Below are 17922 nucleotides of genomic sequence, written 5' to 3'. Positions count from 1 at the left end.
TTTATTCTTCTACCAAAAGATAATTAAGTTGCAAGGTATTAAATGCGTCATTAAAAGCTTTAATTTCATCAGAAATTAATTGATCAAAGGTGTCCAATTGTGCATTGATCTTTTGTGTAAGCTCATTTTTAACCGCTATATCCTGAGCAGTCGGACCAAAATCTCCCATACCTACTAAAGAATTAAGATGCCCTAATTTATTGGTCAACTTTATCGGAAAGTTTAGTGGATCCTGATTACTTCTGTTTTTGGTTTGATAGAGTGCTTTTTCTATTGCTGAAAATTGCTTTTGCAATTCTTTTGCCTTTTCAACTAATTCTTTGGTTTTTTCATTGTCCTTGTATTGCTTTTCGAAGGCTTCGAGTTGCTCATTAATCTTGCGTATTTTTTTGATGGATTTATGCGCTTTATCCACGGTCTTATTGACATCAGTTATAAAGTCAAACTGTTGCTGCATATCGGCCTGTGTAGCTTCACTTCTTGGGTCTGCTTTTATTACAAAAGATTGCTTATCTATTTCATTGCCATTCTTACTTAGGCTTACCTGATAAGTTCCAGGTACAGCTTTGGGAGCATTAAGATTAGCCCACCATAGGATCATGCCTTTTAATTCTTCCGCGCCATCACCACGCATATTCCATAAAAATAGATTGCTACCTTCTTCAATGTCTTTTAATTTGTCTTTTTCCTCCTTTGCAGCAGTACTATAAGATTTAATAGTGTCATTAGTCGAAGTTAAGTAGGTAAGTGTTATGGTATCTTTTTTGGTATCATAGGTATTCAGATAAAAATAGGTCATTACTCCTGCCGGATGATTAGTACCGCTGGTTTTAGAATCTTTAACGCTTCCACCTGCCATACGATAGGTAGGTTTTGGCTTAAATAACATATCCTTCGCAGCATTTTCTTGTAATTGATGCAATACGGTTAAATCATCGATGACCCATAAACTTCTTCCTTGTGTGGCTACAATGAGATTATTGTCTTTTAACGCTAAATCTGTAATAGGTACAATTGGAAGATTCAATTGAAAAGGTTTCCAATTTTTACCATCGTTAAAGGAAATGTACATTCCGGTTTCGGTACCTGCGTATAAGAGTCCTTTTTTGTTAGGATCTTCTCTTACCACTCTGGTAAAATGCTCTGCAGCTATTCCATCAGTAATTTTTGTCCAGTTTTTACCATAATCGGTCGTTTTGTATAAGTAAGGTGAAAAATCACCAGATTTATATTTAGTACCGGCGATATAGCAAGTACCCTCGTCAAAATGACTTGGATCGATACTATTAATCATCATCCAATCTGGCATACCTTTTGGCGTTACATTTTCCCAATTCTTTCCGCCATCTTTACTAACGTGTACTAGTCCGTCATCACTACCTACCCAAAGCAATCCTTCTTTCAACGGGCTTTCTGCAGCGGCGAATATCGTACAATAGTATTCTACGGAAGTATTATCCTGTGTGATAGGACCTCCGGATGATTTTAGTTTGCTAGGATCATTGCGGGTTAAATCCGGACTGATGACCTCCCAACTTTGACCTTCGTTTTCAGTAACATGTACGTGGTTAGAAAATGTGTACAACCGATTTGGGTTATGCTCTGAAAACATTATCGGAAAATTCCACTGAAAACGGTATTTCATATCTTCTGCTCCGTGCCCCATCGGATTATCCGGCCAAACGCTGATAGAACGGACGGTTTCTTTTTCGTGATTCACTCGCGTTAAAAAGCCATCATAGCTTCCTCCATAAACAATATCATTATTCTCTGGGTCTACAGCGATATGCGCAGATTCGCCACCGGCAGTAGGTTCCCAGTCATCTTCTGTAATGCTCCAACCTGTAGTTCTATGGTCGATGCGAATCGTAGAATTATCTTGTTGTGCGGCATAGATTCGATATGGAAAACTATTATCCGTGGTAACGCGATAAAACTGTGAGGTAGGCTGGTTGTGATAGGTACTCCAGGTTTCTCCACCGTCATACGTTATTTGCGCACCACCATCATCACCGATAATCATGCGATCCGGATCTTCGGGTGCAATCCATAGGTCGTGGTGATCTCCATGAGGGGCGCGATAGCTGCTAAAATTTCTTCCTCCATCTTTACTTTTGTGATAGGAAACGTTGACCACATAAACAATATCCTCATCTTTAGGGTCCGCATAAATACGGGTATAATACCAAGCTCTTTGCCGTAGGCTTCTATCACTATTTAATAGGTTCCAAGTTGCTCCTCCATCTTCACTTCGGTAGACACCTCCTTTATCTTTATTCTCCACGATAGCCCAAACTCTTTCGCTATTGGCAGGCGATACGGTAACTCCAATGATTCCCAGGGTATCCTTAGGAAACCCTTTGTTTGTTGAAATTTCTTTCCAGCTTTCACCACTATCTGTACTTTTCCACAGGGCCGATCCTTCTCCTCCAGAACTCAGGCTATATGGTGTTCTCCTGGCATTCCAGGTAGAAGCGTACATAATCCTCGGATTATTAGGGTCCAAGGTAAAATCAACAGCTCCTGCATTTTCATTTGCAAAAAGCACCTTTTTCCAATTTTTACCACCATCTATACTTTTGTATACGCCTCGATTTTCGGTTGGTTTATAGATGTTTCCCAATACTGCGGCGTATACGATATCTGGATTATCTGGATGGATGCTGATGCGAGGAATGTGTCTACTTTTAGGTAATCCTGAAGCGGTCCAGGTTTTCCCAGCATCGACACTCTTCCATACGCCGTACCCAGAGGAAACATTACCTCGCAAGGTTTTTTCACCACCACCTACATAAATGACATTGGGATCACTCTTGGCAATGGCAATAGATCCGATAGAGCCACCAAAAAAACCATCAGAAATATTCTCCCAGGTACGACCGCCATCAGTGGTTTTCCAAACTCCTCCTCCGGTAGCACCAAAATAAAACAGATTAGGCTTGCCCGGAACTCCTGTTACAGCGGCACTTCGACCTCCACGAAAAGGACCGATGAGTCGGTACTCAAGGGCGTCATATATTTTTTCATCAAGGTTTTGCGAAACGGAGGAATGTATACCTCCAAGTATGAGTACAAAAACTAAAATAAGGGTTGTAAGCTTAGATTGCATATGAGTTGCGTTTTGAGTTGTTATCCAAAAAATAAGAATTCTTCTATATTCGTAAGTCTACTAAAGTGATGAATAATTGAGGATTGAAAAAGAATTTTACTTTTTTTTAACCAAAATTCGATAAGCACAATTATCTATGAAGTAGTGATTAGTTCTTTACGTATTTCTTTATTTAAAAAATAAGCGGTTACTATAGTCGCTAAAATATCTGCTACCGGAAACGATAACCATACACCAAGTTCTCCAAAGAAATGCGGTAAAATTAGTACTAAAGGTATAAAGAAAAAACCCTGTCTGGATAGCGTAAGTAAGAGGGCAGGTATTGCCTTTCCAATCGCCTGAAAATAGGCAGCTCCAATAAGCTGAAGCGCTATGATTGGAGTAGCTAAAAATACCAGTCGCATAGGAGTTGCAGCATTAGTTAGCACAAAGTTGTTGAGCTCCAGTTCCTTGGCGCTCATAGACGGATCGTTACTGATAAATAGAGAAGCAATTTCTGCTGGAAAAATCATTAATCCTATAAAAACGACGCTTGCCATTACAGAGGCATACAATATTGCTGTATTGATAGATTTTCGGACTCTGGGATATTTATGAGCACCGTAATTATACCCAGCTATAGGTAAGAAGCCTTGCGTAACACCAAATACAGGAAAGAGTGCAAACATTAGCATTCTTCCTATAATGGCATATACCGCAACCAATCCTTCCTGGCCAATGTCATATAAAATATTGTTCATTAGCAAATAGGTGATACTAACTACGGCTTGACGTGCTAAGGTTACTCCACCTAAAGAAGCAATTTCGCGTACAATTTCTTTTTGAAGTCCAAGATGGTGAAATCGAATGGTGAGTTCCGATTTTTTTGAGGAGAAAAACCAAAAGATGTATAGGAAGCAGGCTAAATAAGAACCGGTCGTTGCCCAGGCAGCACCGTACATTCCCATATCTAAGATGTTGATAAATATGTAATCCATGACTAGATTGCTTATCGTAGGAATGATCATGGCAATCATAGCAGTTTTAGGTTTTCCCTCTGCCCTGATTACGGTATTTCCCATCATAGCAAAACCAAGTATGGGTACACCATAGAGTACGATAACGTAATATATTTTGGCAGGATCAAAGATGTCTCCTTTACCACCAAATCGGGGAATGATATCGTCGACAAAAATGAGTCCTAATACCACTAACGAAACTGTGCAAATAAAGGTTAGCGTTATTTGGTTTCCAAAGGTATGCAGAGCTTTTTCCTTTTGGTTAGCACCTAAAGCCCTAGAAATAATACTCGATCCTCCGATACCAATAGACATGCCTAAAGCCGCAATAAAAAACGATACAGGTAAAACGACATTTATAGCGGCAATTGCAATTGATCCTATCCAGTTACCTACAAAAATAGAATCAATCAACACGTTCAATGACATTACCAAAATACCAATAGAGGCCGGAACTGCTTGCTTGATAAGTAATTTACCTATTGATTCTTGTCCTAGTGCTTCTGATGATACCTTTGCCATAAAGTTATTATGCCTCTACTACTAATGGGTCTTTGTGAGCTACCCAATTCTCGATCCAATTTGATAACAAGCTTGCCCAGTCTTCTCGGTCGTTTAAACAAGGAATAGTGGTAAAATCTTTACCACCTACTTCGTGAAAAATTTCTTCACCTTCCATAGCTATTTCCTCTAAGGTTTCGAGACAGTCTGATACAAAAGCCGGAGTTACAATAGCCATTTTTTGAATACCTTGTTTACCCATACGTTCTATAGTTCTATCTGTATACGGTTTAAGCCATGGGTCAAACCCTAATCGAGATTGAAAGGAAGTGAAATATGTACCTTCTTTGAGTTGAAGTTTTTCAGCGACTAAACGTGTGGTTTCAAAACATTGATGACGATAGCAATATTGATGTGCTGGCGAAGGCGTTTTACAACAGCTGCCATCTATTTTGCAATGCGATTTAGTCACATCACTCTTTTTAATATGCCGCTCGGGTACGCCGTGGTATGAAAACAAGAGCTGCTCGTAATCGATGGTATCTAGTTGTTCTTTTATACTTTGAGCAAGAACATTTATATAGTCGGGGTTGTTATAAAATGGAGGAAGTGAACTTAATTTGAGACCAGGAAAATATTTGGTTTGTAACTCTTCTGCCAGGACCAAAATGGTTTCCGTAGTTGCCATAGCAAATTGTGGATACAGAGGAACCAATAATACGTCATCAACCCCTTTGGCCACTAACTCTTGCAGTCCTTTTTTAATACTCATTGAACCATAGCGCATAGCCAAGCCGATCGGTAACGTACTTTTTTCTTGTACCTTATCGCGTAAGCGTTCGGAGAGGACAATGAGTGGTGAGCCTTCTTCCCACCATATTTTTTGATAAGCTTCAGCCGATTTTTTAGGTCTTGTATTCAAAATAATTCCACGAACTAGCAAAGTTCTTGCCCAATAAGGGACATCAATAACCCTGGGGTCCATTAAAAACTCATCTAAATAGGTTTTTACATCCTTTGGATCTGTGCTATCCGGTGAGCCTAAATTAACCAGTAAAACTCCTTTACCCATGTTGTATAATTTTGAGCAAAAATACAAAGTATATCAAGGTAGAATGATAAAAAAATGATAAGACTTTCTTATTGATCGATTGGTAAAAGTAACTTTAGTGAAATTACCAAGGGAGAATAGCTATGCGTTAAATCCAATTAGGCAGTGACAGAACCAAAATTATTTTTGTATTTTTAGTCTATCAAAAAGCAATTGAAATGAAACGAATTATCTTAGACGTGGAGAATGAAAAACTCCCTTTTATTTTAGAACTCTTAGAGCAATTTGAATATGTACATGTGGTAGGCGATGTATCCGAAGATGACAAAGGCATGTACGATTCTATAGTATCTTTGCAAAAAGGGGTAGGTATACCTTCTTCTTCTAAATAAAGTATTATGAGTGCAAACTCATAACATACTTCTTTGGGGTGGTGCCAAACTTTTTTCGAAACGCAGCAATGAAATGACTTGCGGTACTATAGCCTACCTTTAATCCAACCTCATTTACATTTAAGTTCCCTGTGGCTAGTAGCTGCCGTGCAACTTCCATTTTATAATCAAATAAAAAAGTATAGACCGGTTCTCCATAAATTTGTTTGAACCCATCTTTTAATTTCGTTAGTGGTAATCCGATTTCGTTAGCCAATTCCTGTAATGTTGGCGGTTCTGCCATACGGTTGATGATAATTTCTTTAGCCTTTTTGATTTTCAATACGTTTTCTTCGTCCACTAAAAACGGGCATTGTTCCACATCGGCGTCTTCGGGTCTGTTAAAATATAAGCTGATCAGTTCGTATACTTTTCCCTTAAAATACAGTAGTTTAATAGATGGGTGTAGGCTAAAGTTCATCAATTGGTTCAGCACTACTGCCATGGACGGACTAATGCTACCGTCTGAATAGTATTTTTTACCCTTATTTTCAGTACTTAGAAATGGTATGTAATCTGCTTCTCTAGAAAATAGGGAATGAAATTTTTTAATAGAAACCAATATGGTGATCAACCAAGAGTCTTTTTGTAGTTCTAAATTCATCGGTAAATCACGCTGTGGATTGTATAACAGTAAGGAGTTTTCTTCATCTAGATTGATGGCGTAACTTCCATTGTTAAAATTAAAAGTTGCTGCCCCTTTAATACAAAAGTGAAATTGAATATAACTACTGTCTATGTCGCGGATAACTCGTTGAACTTCATTACTTTCATTACTAAACTTCAGAATATGAAACCCTTCTTCAATTTTGGTTTCTTCTAATAATCCCGGAGCGTTATTTTTTAATTCAATTTCCATCTACTGTTTCTTTTTTATTTAGAATAATTCTAAAATACTACAAAATTAATCGTTGCTACCTATACAAAAATAGGGCTTTTTCGCATTATTTCGCTATTTTAAGAAAGTATTATCATATGCCGACACTTTAAAACCTTTTGGCGTTATTTTTTATCAATTAAGAAGAATATTTTTGTTTTGGAAAATTTTAAAGTATTGGATGGAGCCTCATCTACAAGCAAAAGGAACACATTTTTATACCATAGGTCTTAGCTATAAAAAAGCTGATGCAGAAATCAGAGGTCACTTTAGTGTCAGTGATGAAGCCTGCGAAGCTATTTTGCTACAAGCCTCACAAGAGGGCATAGAAGGTCTATTGGTAACTTCTACCTGTAACCGTACGGAATTGCATGGGTTTGCACAGCATCCCTTTCAGCTGATTAAGTTATTATGTGAGCATACCCATGGAACCGTGGAAGAATTTGAGAAAGTGGCGTATGTGCATAAGAATAATCAAGCGGTTAATCACATGTTTCGCGTCGGGACTGGATTAGACAGCCAAATTTTGGGAGATTTTGAAATTATTAGTCAGCTAAAACGAAGTTTCAAATTGTCTAAAAAATATGACCTTACGAATCCTTTTTTAGAGCGGTTGATTAATGCAGTGATACAAGCAAGCAAACGTATCAAGAACGAAACAGAAATTTCATCGGGGGCTACCTCTGTATCCTTTGCTTCTGTACAGTACATATTAAAGAATGTCGAAAACATTTCGGACAAAAATATTTTGTTGTTTGGTACCGGTAAGATTGGAAGAAATACCTGCGAAAATTTAATAAAACATACACAGAACGATCATATCGTACTGATTAATAGAACTAAACAAAAAGCAGAAAAGGTAGCTGGTAAATTTAATCTGGTGGTTAAGGATTATGCCAATATACAAGCTGAGATTAAAAACACTGATATTTTAATTGTAGCCACAGGTGCACAAAAGCCGACTATTTCCAAACAGTTAATTTATACCAATAAACCATTACTGATCCTCGATTTATCTATACCAAAAAACGTTGCAGACGATGTTAGTGAGTTACCTAACGTATCCTTGGTACATCTCGATTATCTTTCCAAAATGACGGATGATACCTTGCAGCGTAGAAAGCAATACATACCGCAAGCAGAGGAAATAATTGAAGAAATTAAGTTAGACTTTAATAGTTGGTTAGAAACTCGAAAATTTGCACCAACCATAAGAGCCTTAAAGAAGAAATTAGCATATTTAAAAGACTCTGAAATTAATCATCAACGTAAAAAATACAGTGGTTTTGATGAAAAGCAAGCGGAGCTATTAGGCGATAGGATCATTCAAAAAATAACCAATCATTTTGCCAATCATTTAAGAGAAGACAATAGTACCTCGGATGAGAGTATCGAATTGATTCGCAAAGTGTTTCAACTTCAAAATAAATAATTCTTGACCAAAGAAATCCGAATCGGAACCAGAGATAGTGAACTTGCCTTATGGCAAGCCAACACCGTAAAAGATCAATTGGAAGCGCTTGGGTATGCTACGCAACTGGTACCTGTGAAATCCACTGGGGACCTGGTACTGGATAAACCCTTATACGAATTGGGAATCACAGGTATTTTTACTAAAACCTTAGATGTAGCGATGCTAAAGGGCGATATTGATATTGCAGTTCATTCTATGAAAGACGTACCCACGCAATTGCCACACGGTATTATAGAAGGTGCTGTACTAAAGCGAGCAAATGTTAAGGATGTATTGGTACATAAAGGGCTGGACTTTTTACAACAAGCAGGTACTATTGCTACCGGTAGTTTACGAAGACAAGCCCAGTGGTTGCACCGTTATCCTAATCATACGGTGGTTGACCTTAGAGGAAATGTCAATACCAGGATGCAAAAATTAGAAGACAACCCCTGGAATGGAGCAATTTTCGCAGCTGCTGGATTAGAACGCATTAATTTAAAACCAGAACATTGCATAGATTTAGATTGGATGATTCCTGCTCCAGCGCAGGGAGCGATGTTAGTGGTGGTAAAGCAAGAAGATGATTTTTGTAAAGAAACCTTAGCACATTTAAATCACGAACCAACACAACAATGTGTTCATATTGAACGCGAATTTCTTAGAACTTTAGAAGGAGGTTGTACCGCGCCTATTGGTGCACTTGCAACCATTAAAGAGGATCAGTTGCATTTCGAAGGTGCTTTGTTTTCGCTAGATGGAAGCCATAAAATTGAAGTTACTCAAACCATTTCCTTAGCTAAACGTCAAGGATTTGGAGCACATTGTGCAAAAGACATACTTCATAATGGAGGCGCCGCATTAATGAAGGAGATCAAAGAAAAGCTGGCTTGATTTGAAGAATACGCCTACCATATTATCCACTAAATTATTGTCACCATCTCAAAAAGAGCTGTTGCTCAATGCGGGTGTGGCCTATGTAGAATATAATAGTATTCATACCTCAGCTGTAGCGTTTACGTATGATGGTGAATTAATCACGAATGCGATATTTACAAGCAAAAATGCTGTCAAAGCGGTAGCTTCTGCTAAGCTGAGGATTCAACATTGCTATTGTGTGGGCGAAAAAACAAGGTTAGCCTTAGAAGAATTAGGTTTTCAGGTACAGCTCGTTGCGGACAGTGCTTCGGAATTGGCAAAAGGTATTATCGAACACTATGCGGATCAGGCTTTTCATTTTTTTTGTGGAAACATACGGAGAGATGAGTTACCACATATATTACAGGAACACAACATTTCAATTACAGAAACAGTGGTGTATAAAACGCTAGCGAATTTAAAAAGTTTTGAACGGCAATTCGATGGTGTCCTTTTTTTTAGTCCCTCTGGAGTTAAAAGTTATGTTGCCAGCAACTATGTTGAAGCATCCAGAGCCTTTTGTATAGGTCCAACGACCGCAGCTGATGCGCAATGGTATACTGACCATGTAATAATTGCAAAAAAACCGACTATTGAGAATGTGATTGTGCAGGTAAGCAAGTATTTTAAAAACGAATTATAGACAAAGTATAAAAGTATGATAAAGAACGATTTGTTTCTTAAAGCATTACGAGGTGAAACGGTAGAACGACCACCTGTTTGGATGATGCGTCAGGCAGGAAGATACCTTCCGGAATTTATGGCCTTAAAGGAAAAATATGATTTTTTTACCCGTTGTCGTACTCCGGAACTGGCTGCCGAAATAACGGTACAGCCTATAGATATTATTGGCCCTGATGCAGCGATATTGTTTAGTGATATTTTGGTTATTCCGCAAGCGATGAACATTGAAGTGGAGATGAAGCCTGGGGTAGGGCCCTGGTTGCCTAATCCGATACGATCGCAAAAAGATGTCGATCAGGTAGTAGTACCTAATATACAAGAAGAATTAGGTTATGTGATGGATGCGATAACGCTCACCAAAGAAATGTTAGACAATCGTGTGCCGCTTATTGGATTTGCAGGTTCGCCCTGGACGATTTTATGCTATGCCGTACAAGGACAAGGGTCAAAGAATTTTGATTTGGCCAAAGGGTTTTGCTTTTCTCAACCTGAGGCAGCACATCAATTACTTCAAAAGATTACCGATACTACCATTGCTTATTTAAAAGCTAAGGTTGCTACTGGTGTAAATGCTGTACAGGTGTTTGATAGCTGGGGCGGTATGTTATCTCCTGTAGATTATAAGGAGTTTTCCTGGAAATACATTCAACAGATTATTGATGCCTTAAAAGATGAAACTGAGGTGATTGTTTTTGGAAAAGGTTGTTGGTTTGCCTTACAGGATATGGCGAAATCAGGAGCTGCTGCGCTTGGGGTTGATTGGACTTGTTCTGCAAAAAATGCAAGATACCTTACTGGTGGTAACATAACGCTTCAGGGTAATTTTGATCCCTCGAGACTGCTATCGCCTATCCCAGAAATCAAAAAAATGGTTAATCAGATGATTACTGATTTTGGTAAGGATAGCTATGTAGCTAATTTAGGACATGGGATATTACCTAATATTCCGGTGGATCACGCTAAAGCGTTTGTGGATACCGTTAAGGAATACCGAGGCTAGTGAATATTTGGCGAGTCATAAAGGGATTGGCTTTTAAAGAATTAAGAAGATTAGCATTGCTTTTCATTCGTCATCCTCTTAAGATCTATCCAACCTTTAGGGCTACCAAAGAGACTATTGCGATCTGTGATCGGTTATATGATAAGGTACACCACGGACATGGACCTGCTAATGCATTTCGCCATGCCTTGTGGAATGCTTTAATAGCACGCCATGCTTATGCAATTACTGGTAATGCGGAAGCTGCTGCTAGTTGGGTAAAGCAATTTACAGATTTGCATGAGGAACTATCCCCAAACAATGCAATAGAAAAAGCTATGGATTTGCATAATAATAGAATAGGTAGAGAACTCTTTTTAATGAATCCTGAAAATTCTACAGCAGCAATAATGGAGCTTATACGCTCACAAGTGGCTGAGGCAGTTTTAATTTCAAAACAACAGGATATAAAGAAGTATCCTAACCAATTGATTTGTATTGAGTAATTGACCTAAATGAATAAATTAAAAGATTGATTATTTGGAAATGAAACATTTCAAGAAATCTGCGACTTATCAACAAATAACTTATAAATTGAAAACGTTATGTTTAAAAATATAGGTAAAGGCATCAAGGCCTATTTTGGTGCTTTTGGATTGTTATCCAAGCTTAAATTGTGGAAATATTTTGGTATTCCTATTTTAATCAGTCTTTTGACAGGTATTTTCTTTTTCAGCATGGCGTATGTGTTCTCAGATAATTTAGGCGCGTATATCGCCAAGATTTGGATGTGGGATTGGGGATCAGAGACCTTTTTAGTTATTAGTAACTGGATTGCAGGTTTGTTTATTATCGCCATCGGCTTAGTGCTCTACAAACATATCGTATTGGCTTTATCTGCACCTTTTATGAGTCCGGTGTCTGAAAAAGTGGAAGCGCACATCCTGGGTACTAAAGCACCTAAAAGTGAACACAGCTCTTTTGGGAAACTATTGATCCGTGGCATTAGAATCAACGGCAGAAACTTGCTAAAAGAACTATTGTTCGTCATTCCGCTCATATTTTTGAGCTTTATCCCGGTTATTGGGATTGTAGCGACCATCCTTATTTTTGTGATTCAGGCATATTATGTAGGTTTTGGAAATATGGATTACACTATGGAACGCTTTTTTAAATATAAAGAAAGTGTTCAGTTTGTACGTAAACATAAAGGGGTAGCTATTGGTAATGGTATTATTTTTATACTGATGCTTTTTATACCCGTACTAGGACTTATAATTACTTTACCTATAGCTGTAGTAGCGGCCTCAACGGAAACCGTTAAATTATTACAACGGGAAGGAAAGTTACAAGAGGCGCAACCCAATAATGAAACAAAAGCAATTGCTTAATGGAACCTATTAAAGATAGATTTTACGCTTACATTCAGGAATTACAGGATACGATAACGGCTAAACTCGAAGCTATAGATGGGGAAGCCCGTTTTAAAGAAGATATATGGAAACGTGAAGAAGGTGGCGGTGGTAGAACCCGGGTGATTGAAAATGGAAAGGTTTTTGAAAAAGGAGGGGTGAACATCTCAGCAGTACATGGTCCGTTGCCGAAAGCGATGCAAAATTATTTTACGGTAGGAGATGTAGATTTTTTTGCCTGTGGCTTATCATTAGTATTACACCCTAAGAGTCCTATGGTTCCAACGGTACACGCCAACTGGCGCTATTTTGAAATGTATGATAAACAGGGCAATATCGTAGATCAATGGTTTGGAGGAGGACAAGACCTTACACCCTATTATCTTTTTGAAGAAGACGCAAAACACTTTCACCAGGTATGTAAACAAGCCTGTGATAAACACCACCCTGAATTTTATACCGAGTACAAGAAAAAGTGTGATAGCTACTTTTATAATGCCCATAGAGGGGAAGCACGTGGCATAGGAGGTTTATTTTTTGACTATTGTAAGAAAAATGAACAGATGGCCATGAGCGATTGGTTTAATTTTGTTTCGGAGGTAGGGGATAGTTTTTTAGAAGCCTATGTGCCTATTGTTGAAAGGCGAAAGAACTTGGAATACGGTCAAAAAGAACGCGATTGGCAAGAAATTCGTCGTGGTAGATATGTAGAATTCAACTTAGTACACGATAAAGGGACACTTTTTGGGTTAAAGACAAATGGGAGGATAGAAAGTATCCTCATGAGCCTGCCACCAAGGGTTCAATGGGTATATGATCATCATCCTGAAACGGGATCAGAAGAAGAAAAATTAGTTAAAGTGCTTAAAAATATCGTTGAATGGTTGGATTATTAAAATTAATTAGTATATTGCATTGATTTTAAGGGGCTACAATTAAAATCTTAACCCAAATTTAACACCTATGCCCTTATGAAGAAAATTCTACTATTATTAACTGCTGCAGCCTTATTATCGAGCTGCGAAATCCCTGGATTTGGAGAGAAATCTTCCACTACTAGCGCGGAAATTTCAAAATCTAAAAACAATAAAATTGTTTTTAAGAACAACAAAATTGTACTATCTAGTAACTATGAATTAGTTTCTGTTGAAGAGTTTAAAAATCGATTAAACGCATTGCCAAAAGATTCTAAATTTAGAGGTATTGCTTTAGATCAACTTCAAGAAATTGAAGCTAAAGAAACTGAATTCGAAGTTTTTGCTGATAAGAATAATGTAGCGAATCATGTATTTGTATATGCTACTAACTTCATCGTTTTTGATGATTATTTAGCTGCAAAGTATGTTGCCAAGTTAAATAACGAGTTAAAGGATGAGTCTAACAAGCAAGAAGTACGTTATAAAAGAATCCACGGAAGGTATTTCTTTACCAACGAAGCTAAAGTGGTGAAATTAAAATACGTAAAAGCACACAAAAAGGAGCGCAGATTTCAAACAGAATATACTGTAGCTTCTAAGACAGGCGGAATGGCCTTATTAGTAAGTAATGTAAACGGTGTGGATTTTGAAGAAAATTTAAAGCGTTTCTTAAACTAAGCAAACCAAGCAACAAACTTACATTTATTTATATTTGGATAAGTTGGATTACGTCGGGCATTGAAAGGTGTAGACAGTGGTCCAACTTATTTTTTTATCTTAGTATATCATGTGCAGCACGTATACTCAAAGATATTTCTTACTCGTATTAGGGTTACCTCTCTTACTACTGATCGGCAGTTGTGCGAAACAAGTAGAGCCGACTTCACAAAACATCAATAAAATATTTGCTTCTAAGGATTTCACCTTTGCGTTTGTACCTTTACACGGCGAAAAGAAATCGCTAAGTTTTAGAGTGGATTATTTGGTGTACCAAAGTGACGGTCCGACCATACGCAGAGAAATTTCTTACAACGAAGTGTTGCTTATTAATAATTTTATTCAGGAGTTGGTACGCGTACACAACGCTTCGCTATCCACAGAAAACCATTCGTATTACATGATTTAGAATACGGCTTATAAAACCATCATTATTCCGGATCAGGAGGATTACTACTTTACAGCTTTGCTTAAGACATTGAAGTTGGAGTAAGCTTGGCTTTAGTTATTTGCTTGCTAATGTAGTTTTTGCTTCTTCAAGCTTGTCACGATTAAACCCTTTCATAAACTCTGTTAGCACTAACTTTTCTTTGATTAGTAGTTCTAGTCCGTTTAATGATTTATCATCATCAATAATTAAGAAATCTGATATTTTAAATTGATCCAAAAACTGAACTATTTCCTCTTTTCTTGAATTAAGTTCCGGATATTTTGGTAGAAAACCGTTGATCTCTTGTTTAATATTTCGGTGTTTAAAAATCCTATTGAAATCATCTAAACTCTTTACCGTTCTCCTTGTAGAGCTTAGCCACATTTCAAAACTAGCCATTGCTAAAAGAGTGTTTAAATTTTCAACACAGTCACTATTGAATTTAGAGTATCCATCTGAATCAATTTCATCAGGTTTCCAAATGGGATTTGTAATCAATACTCCATCCAAATCCAAGATAAGTGTTGTCTTATTCACTGCTTGATTTTTTTACAATTTATGAATTAATGCTTTATCAACTCTCGATGCATTTATTTGTTCTTGTGCTGATAAACTTTAAGTTTTGTAGTTTCTATGGATTACCTGACTGTATCTCTGTTTACATTATTCAGCTTTCTTATTAGCTGATCAATCCTTCTTTTATTTTGTTGTTGTAATAAGCTAGGATATAAATTCATGAGTATGTTAGCCAGCATTACAAAACTACCAAATACCAAGCCTTTGGTTATACTATAGTAAACTGCAACAAGCATTACGAGGATAAACCCGATTAAATGACTGGTTTCGGCAAGTGTCATCTGATATCTAATTTGGCGTAGGTCTTTGTTTTTGGGTCCCAATTTGAGCTGTGTATTAAAATATTTAAAAGGGGTGTTTTTTACCACCCATTTAAAATAGCGTAGCCCGATCCTACGATTTAGTTTAGAACTTGTTATAAAGTTAAGGTGAGACAGCTTTTGGTAATACCTACGCTTAGCAAGTATACTGTTGAGAATCAATCCTACTGTCCAGGAAATCAGGGATACCGACAACCCAAATAGGAATCCTGAAATGATGTGTTTGGTAAGCATGTTATTCATTGATTTAATGGTACTCTTAACGAACTCGTAAGCATAGTAGACAATGTTACATTATTTTTTGATTGTATGGTTATTGATCGTATTTTTTTTCTGTAGACTACTATACTGCGTTAGGGATAGTAGCGAAAATCCCGCAAGCTGAACCATCAGCTGAGGAATTGTAGCGTATAGCCCGACCGCGGCCCGATGCTAATCGGGATAGTGGTAACGCCCAAAAGTTACCAACGCTAACACGGCTAATTACTGAGCTCTTCTTGATTCGCGGTATAGCTTCGGATAGCTTGATTAGGCTCTATGATATTATATCCGCTCCAGTAGGCGGGATCGTATTTTGCCAGGTAATTGACTTTAGTGTTTTTGTTTTCGATAACCCCAAGATAAGTGCTTTCACTGATGGTTTCATATTCAAAAATAACGACCTCATTCTTGGTGACAATACTGTTGACCACATCGATGTCCATCAACAGTTCGTTTTGCTTGCGTCTTCCTTTGACATTTTTGTTTTTTTCGATGACTTTTAGTGGGCGGTCAACGCCAACCACTTTACCGGTGATCTTTTCGATATAACGCGGGTAGTATTTGCCTGTTTTGCTTTTGGTAAAAATGGTTTTGCCTTTGTATACATTTTCGTTGTAACTAAATCCAAACAGCCCTACATTTTTTAAGGGCTTTACGTTTTGATAGTCTACGCGCATAATGGCAAAATCTTCCATATTAACGTATAGGGTACCCTTAAAATCTGCACCTCGCTTCGGCTCAAAATGAATTACGTAGGCGGCATCGTCATCGATAGAGGTATAATCCTGTACGCTAAACTCATATTTACCCGAACGGTCGATCACATCGAGTTTGCTATCTTCTTGAATAATAAGCTCTGCAAATAGGCGGCTAAGATTGGTTTTTCGGGTTTTAAAAAATAGATTTTGTTGGTGCTCGGATCCTTTATTGGCATTAAGGATAGAATCTACCTCTACCTTTTGGCTAAACCAACCGGACTTTACTTTGATATAGGAATCGGGTTTGATGTTTTCTTTAAAAATGACTTCTAATTTCTTAACCAAACTTTGCACAGAGCTCACGTTGTTTTTATTGTACAAGCGCGCCCCTTTGATAATTTGTAATCGTTGTTGCTCCGTATTGCCATAAAAGTTGCACAAGGCTTCTAAATAAAAGGTGGAACGCTTAGGAATAGAGTTTCCGATACTATCGATAAGAGCCTTGTTAAGTTCTTCGATGGTGGATTCCTTAAACTTTAGCTGCAGTCGGTCGATATTGTTCTTATTCGTTTGTCGAAAAAAGAGTTTCTTTCTGGACAGTTCAAAATCATAATGTGTCGCTAATCCTTCTTCGACCCGATCCATAATTTCATCGATATCTAATTTTTTGTTGGATAGATAAATGCCTTTAAGTTCAATTTCTTTGGGAGCTATATACAGGATGCTGTCAATCGGTTGCTTTAGAGCAATAGCCAGTTTTTCGTAGCCCATAGAAGAAATATAGATGGAGTCGGTAGTAGTTTTGAGTTCTGTGAGTACAAAACTGAACTTTCCTTCTTCATTAGCAATAATCCCCTGATCTTCGGATAGTATTATAGTAGCATAGGGAACGGGTTCGTTGGTGTTTTGATCTACCACGCGCGAGTTGATCGTTTGTCCACTTAGCAGTGTAACGGTGCAGGTAAAACATAACGTAAGTAAAAGATGTCCAGGGGGCATATAACACTTTAATCCGGTAAATATCCCTACAATATACGCAATCCCCTGCAATGATGAAATAGATAAGTAGATGGTTTGTAGTTTGTTGTTTCTGGTTAGTTGCTTAGAAATACCAATTGCATCTCGATACAATTTTTTGTGAAACAAAAAATCATTCGATGTAATAATTACTCACTTGCTCAATCATTCGAATACTTTTATATATGTACTTCTCCTTTTATTCTTTTTTGCATTGCCCAAAAAAGAACCAAAAAAGTCTAGTCTTAAGAAATGTCTACTGAAAATCTCGTTTACTGCACTTTGTAAAATGAAACCTCATTGCATTATTTAATCTGGTAGTTTATCATTTATATCATCGATAGGTAGATACGTACTTCTTCTTACGAATTTTACTTGACCGTTCCGTTCACTTCATTTTCTACGTAGCTATTTCTTGGGACATTTATTCACTGAGGTATACAGGATAATTAAAAAATTAAACTCTTCTGAATTCGGTATCTATAACTCTAAACTCACAACCCATAACTTCAATGTTCTAATCGCTCAGATAATCGTGTACTCAAGGACTCATATCCTCCAAAACTAAAGTAC

17 protein-coding genes are annotated in these 17922 nt (G+C 37.5%); 10 read left to right on the top strand and 7 right to left on the bottom strand.

The window, feature by feature from the left end:
* Position 1 precedes the first annotated feature (1 nt).
* The 3 genes from EV197_RS01835 to hemH all read right to left on the bottom strand — a co-directional run bounded on the left by EV197_RS01835 (position 2) and on the right by hemH (position 5680).
* On the bottom strand, positions 2-3109 hold the full coding sequence (locus tag EV197_RS01835) for a VPS10 domain-containing protein (protein WP_130285031.1): 3108 nt from the start codon (positions 3107-3109) through the stop codon (positions 2-4).
* Between the two features lie 134 nt (positions 3110-3243).
* Positions 3244-4629, bottom strand: a complete 1386-nt coding sequence (locus EV197_RS01830) for an MATE family efflux transporter (protein ID WP_130285030.1) — start codon at positions 4627-4629, stop codon at positions 3244-3246.
* Positions 4630-4636: 7 nt separating this feature from the next.
* The gene (gene hemH / locus EV197_RS01825) at positions 4637-5680 is read right to left on the bottom strand and encodes a ferrochelatase (RefSeq protein ID WP_130285029.1); all 1044 of its coding nucleotides are present in this window, start codon (positions 5678-5680) and stop codon (positions 4637-4639) included.
* 197 nt (positions 5681-5877) lie between these two features.
* Here hemH and EV197_RS16965 point away from each other — a divergent pair, with 197 nt between their 5' ends.
* Positions 5878-6051 carry a hypothetical protein gene (locus EV197_RS16965; protein ID WP_165388975.1) on the top strand — a complete coding sequence of 58 codons (174 nt, stop codon included), beginning with the start codon at positions 5878-5880 and terminating at the stop codon, positions 6049-6051.
* 4 nt (positions 6052-6055) lie between these two features.
* On the opposite strand, the gene EV197_RS01820 is transcribed toward EV197_RS16965, so the two are convergent.
* Positions 6056-6949, bottom strand: a complete 894-nt coding sequence (locus tag EV197_RS01820) for a helix-turn-helix transcriptional regulator (RefSeq protein WP_130285028.1) — start codon at positions 6947-6949, stop codon at positions 6056-6058.
* 199 nt (positions 6950-7148) lie between these two features.
* Between EV197_RS01820 and hemA the strand changes: the two genes are divergently transcribed.
* The 9 genes from hemA (at position 7149) to EV197_RS01775 (ending at position 14456) form a co-directional block, all read left to right on the top strand.
* The gene (gene hemA, locus EV197_RS01815) at positions 7149-8399 is read left to right on the top strand and encodes a glutamyl-tRNA reductase (protein WP_130285027.1); all 1251 of its coding nucleotides are present in this window, start codon (positions 7149-7151) and stop codon (positions 8397-8399) included.
* A 3-nt stretch (positions 8400-8402) separates the two neighbouring features.
* Positions 8403-9314: a hydroxymethylbilane synthase gene (gene hemC, locus EV197_RS01810; RefSeq protein ID WP_130285026.1), complete on the top strand. Its 912-nt coding sequence runs from the start codon at positions 8403-8405 to the stop codon at positions 9312-9314.
* Between the two features lies 1 nt (position 9315).
* Positions 9316-9981, top strand: coding sequence for a uroporphyrinogen-III synthase (locus EV197_RS01805; protein ID WP_130285025.1), 666 nt, complete (start codon positions 9316-9318; stop codon positions 9979-9981).
* 15 nt (positions 9982-9996) lie between these two features.
* A complete protein-coding gene (hemE, locus tag EV197_RS01800; protein WP_130285024.1) occupies positions 9997-11022 on the top strand; it encodes a uroporphyrinogen decarboxylase in 1026 nt (341 codons plus the stop codon).
* Positions 11022-11507, top strand: coding sequence for a DUF6973 domain-containing protein (locus tag EV197_RS01795; RefSeq protein ID WP_130285023.1), 486 nt, complete (start codon positions 11022-11024; stop codon positions 11505-11507). The genes hemE and EV197_RS01795 overlap by 1 nt, the downstream gene beginning before the upstream one ends.
* 99 nt (positions 11508-11606) lie before the next feature.
* Positions 11607-12392 (top strand): EI24 domain-containing protein, encoded by a 786-nt coding sequence (locus EV197_RS01790; protein WP_130285022.1) that lies wholly within the window; start codon positions 11607-11609, stop codon positions 12390-12392.
* Positions 12393-12400: 8 nt separating this feature from the next.
* A complete protein-coding gene (gene hemF / locus EV197_RS01785; protein WP_130286170.1) occupies positions 12401-13309 on the top strand; it encodes an oxygen-dependent coproporphyrinogen oxidase in 909 nt (302 codons plus the stop codon).
* Between the two features lie 75 nt (positions 13310-13384).
* Positions 13385-14008 carry a hypothetical protein gene (locus EV197_RS01780; RefSeq protein WP_130285021.1) on the top strand — a complete coding sequence of 208 codons (624 nt, stop codon included), beginning with the start codon at positions 13385-13387 and terminating at the stop codon, positions 14006-14008.
* A 109-nt stretch (positions 14009-14117) separates the two neighbouring features.
* On the top strand, positions 14118-14456 hold the full coding sequence (locus tag EV197_RS01775; protein ID WP_130285020.1) for a hypothetical protein: 339 nt from the start codon (positions 14118-14120) through the stop codon (positions 14454-14456).
* 96 nt (positions 14457-14552) lie between these two features.
* Here EV197_RS01775 and EV197_RS01770 read toward each other — a convergent pair whose 3' ends face one another.
* From EV197_RS01770 to EV197_RS01760, 3 genes are all read right to left on the bottom strand, one after another.
* A complete protein-coding gene (locus EV197_RS01770) occupies positions 14553-15014 on the bottom strand; it encodes an HAD domain-containing protein (RefSeq protein WP_130285019.1) in 462 nt (153 codons plus the stop codon).
* Positions 15015-15115: 101 nt separating this feature from the next.
* Complete coding sequence (locus EV197_RS01765) at positions 15116-15616, bottom strand: glycosyl-4,4'-diaponeurosporenoate acyltransferase CrtO family protein (RefSeq protein WP_242610675.1); 501 nt, start codon at positions 15614-15616, stop codon at positions 15116-15118.
* 236 nt (positions 15617-15852) lie between these two features.
* The gene (locus tag EV197_RS01760) at positions 15853-17478 is read right to left on the bottom strand and encodes a carboxypeptidase-like regulatory domain-containing protein (RefSeq protein ID WP_130285018.1); all 1626 of its coding nucleotides are present in this window, start codon (positions 17476-17478) and stop codon (positions 15853-15855) included.
* Positions 17479-17922 lie beyond the last annotated feature (444 nt).

It is taken from the genome of Aquimarina brevivitae (assembly GCF_004216895.1).
Lineage (GTDB): Bacteria > Bacteroidota > Bacteroidia > Flavobacteriales > Flavobacteriaceae > Aquimarina > Aquimarina brevivitae.
Note: the sequence above shows the minus strand (reverse complement) of the source record. Positions and strands in the feature narration are given on the sequence as shown.

Coding starts and splice junctions, on each gene's coding strand:
- EV197_RS01835 (WP_130285031.1), bottom strand. CDS start 3,109: ATGCAATCTAAGCTTACAACCCTTATTTTAGTTTTTGTACTCATACTT.
- EV197_RS01830 (WP_130285030.1), bottom strand. CDS start 4,629: ATGGCAAAGGTATCATCAGAAGCACTAGGACAAGAATCAATAGGTAAA.
- hemH (WP_130285029.1), bottom strand. CDS start 5,680: ATGGGTAAAGGAGTTTTACTGGTTAATTTAGGCTCACCGGATAGCACA.
- EV197_RS16965 (WP_165388975.1), top strand. CDS start 5,878: ATGAAACGAATTATCTTAGACGTGGAGAATGAAAAACTCCCTTTTATT.
- EV197_RS01820 (WP_130285028.1), bottom strand. CDS start 6,949: ATGGAAATTGAATTAAAAAATAACGCTCCGGGATTATTAGAAGAAACC.
- hemA (WP_130285027.1), top strand. CDS start 7,149: ATGGAGCCTCATCTACAAGCAAAAGGAACACATTTTTATACCATAGGT.
- hemE (WP_130285024.1), top strand. CDS start 9,997: ATGATAAAGAACGATTTGTTTCTTAAAGCATTACGAGGTGAAACGGTA.
- EV197_RS01790 (WP_130285022.1), top strand. CDS start 11,607: ATGTTTAAAAATATAGGTAAAGGCATCAAGGCCTATTTTGGTGCTTTT.
- EV197_RS01780 (WP_130285021.1), top strand. CDS start 13,385: ATGAAGAAAATTCTACTATTATTAACTGCTGCAGCCTTATTATCGAGC.
- EV197_RS01775 (WP_130285020.1), top strand. CDS start 14,118: ATGTGCAGCACGTATACTCAAAGATATTTCTTACTCGTATTAGGGTTA.
- EV197_RS01765 (WP_242610675.1), bottom strand. CDS start 15,616: ATGAATAACATGCTTACCAAACACATCATTTCAGGATTCCTATTTGGG.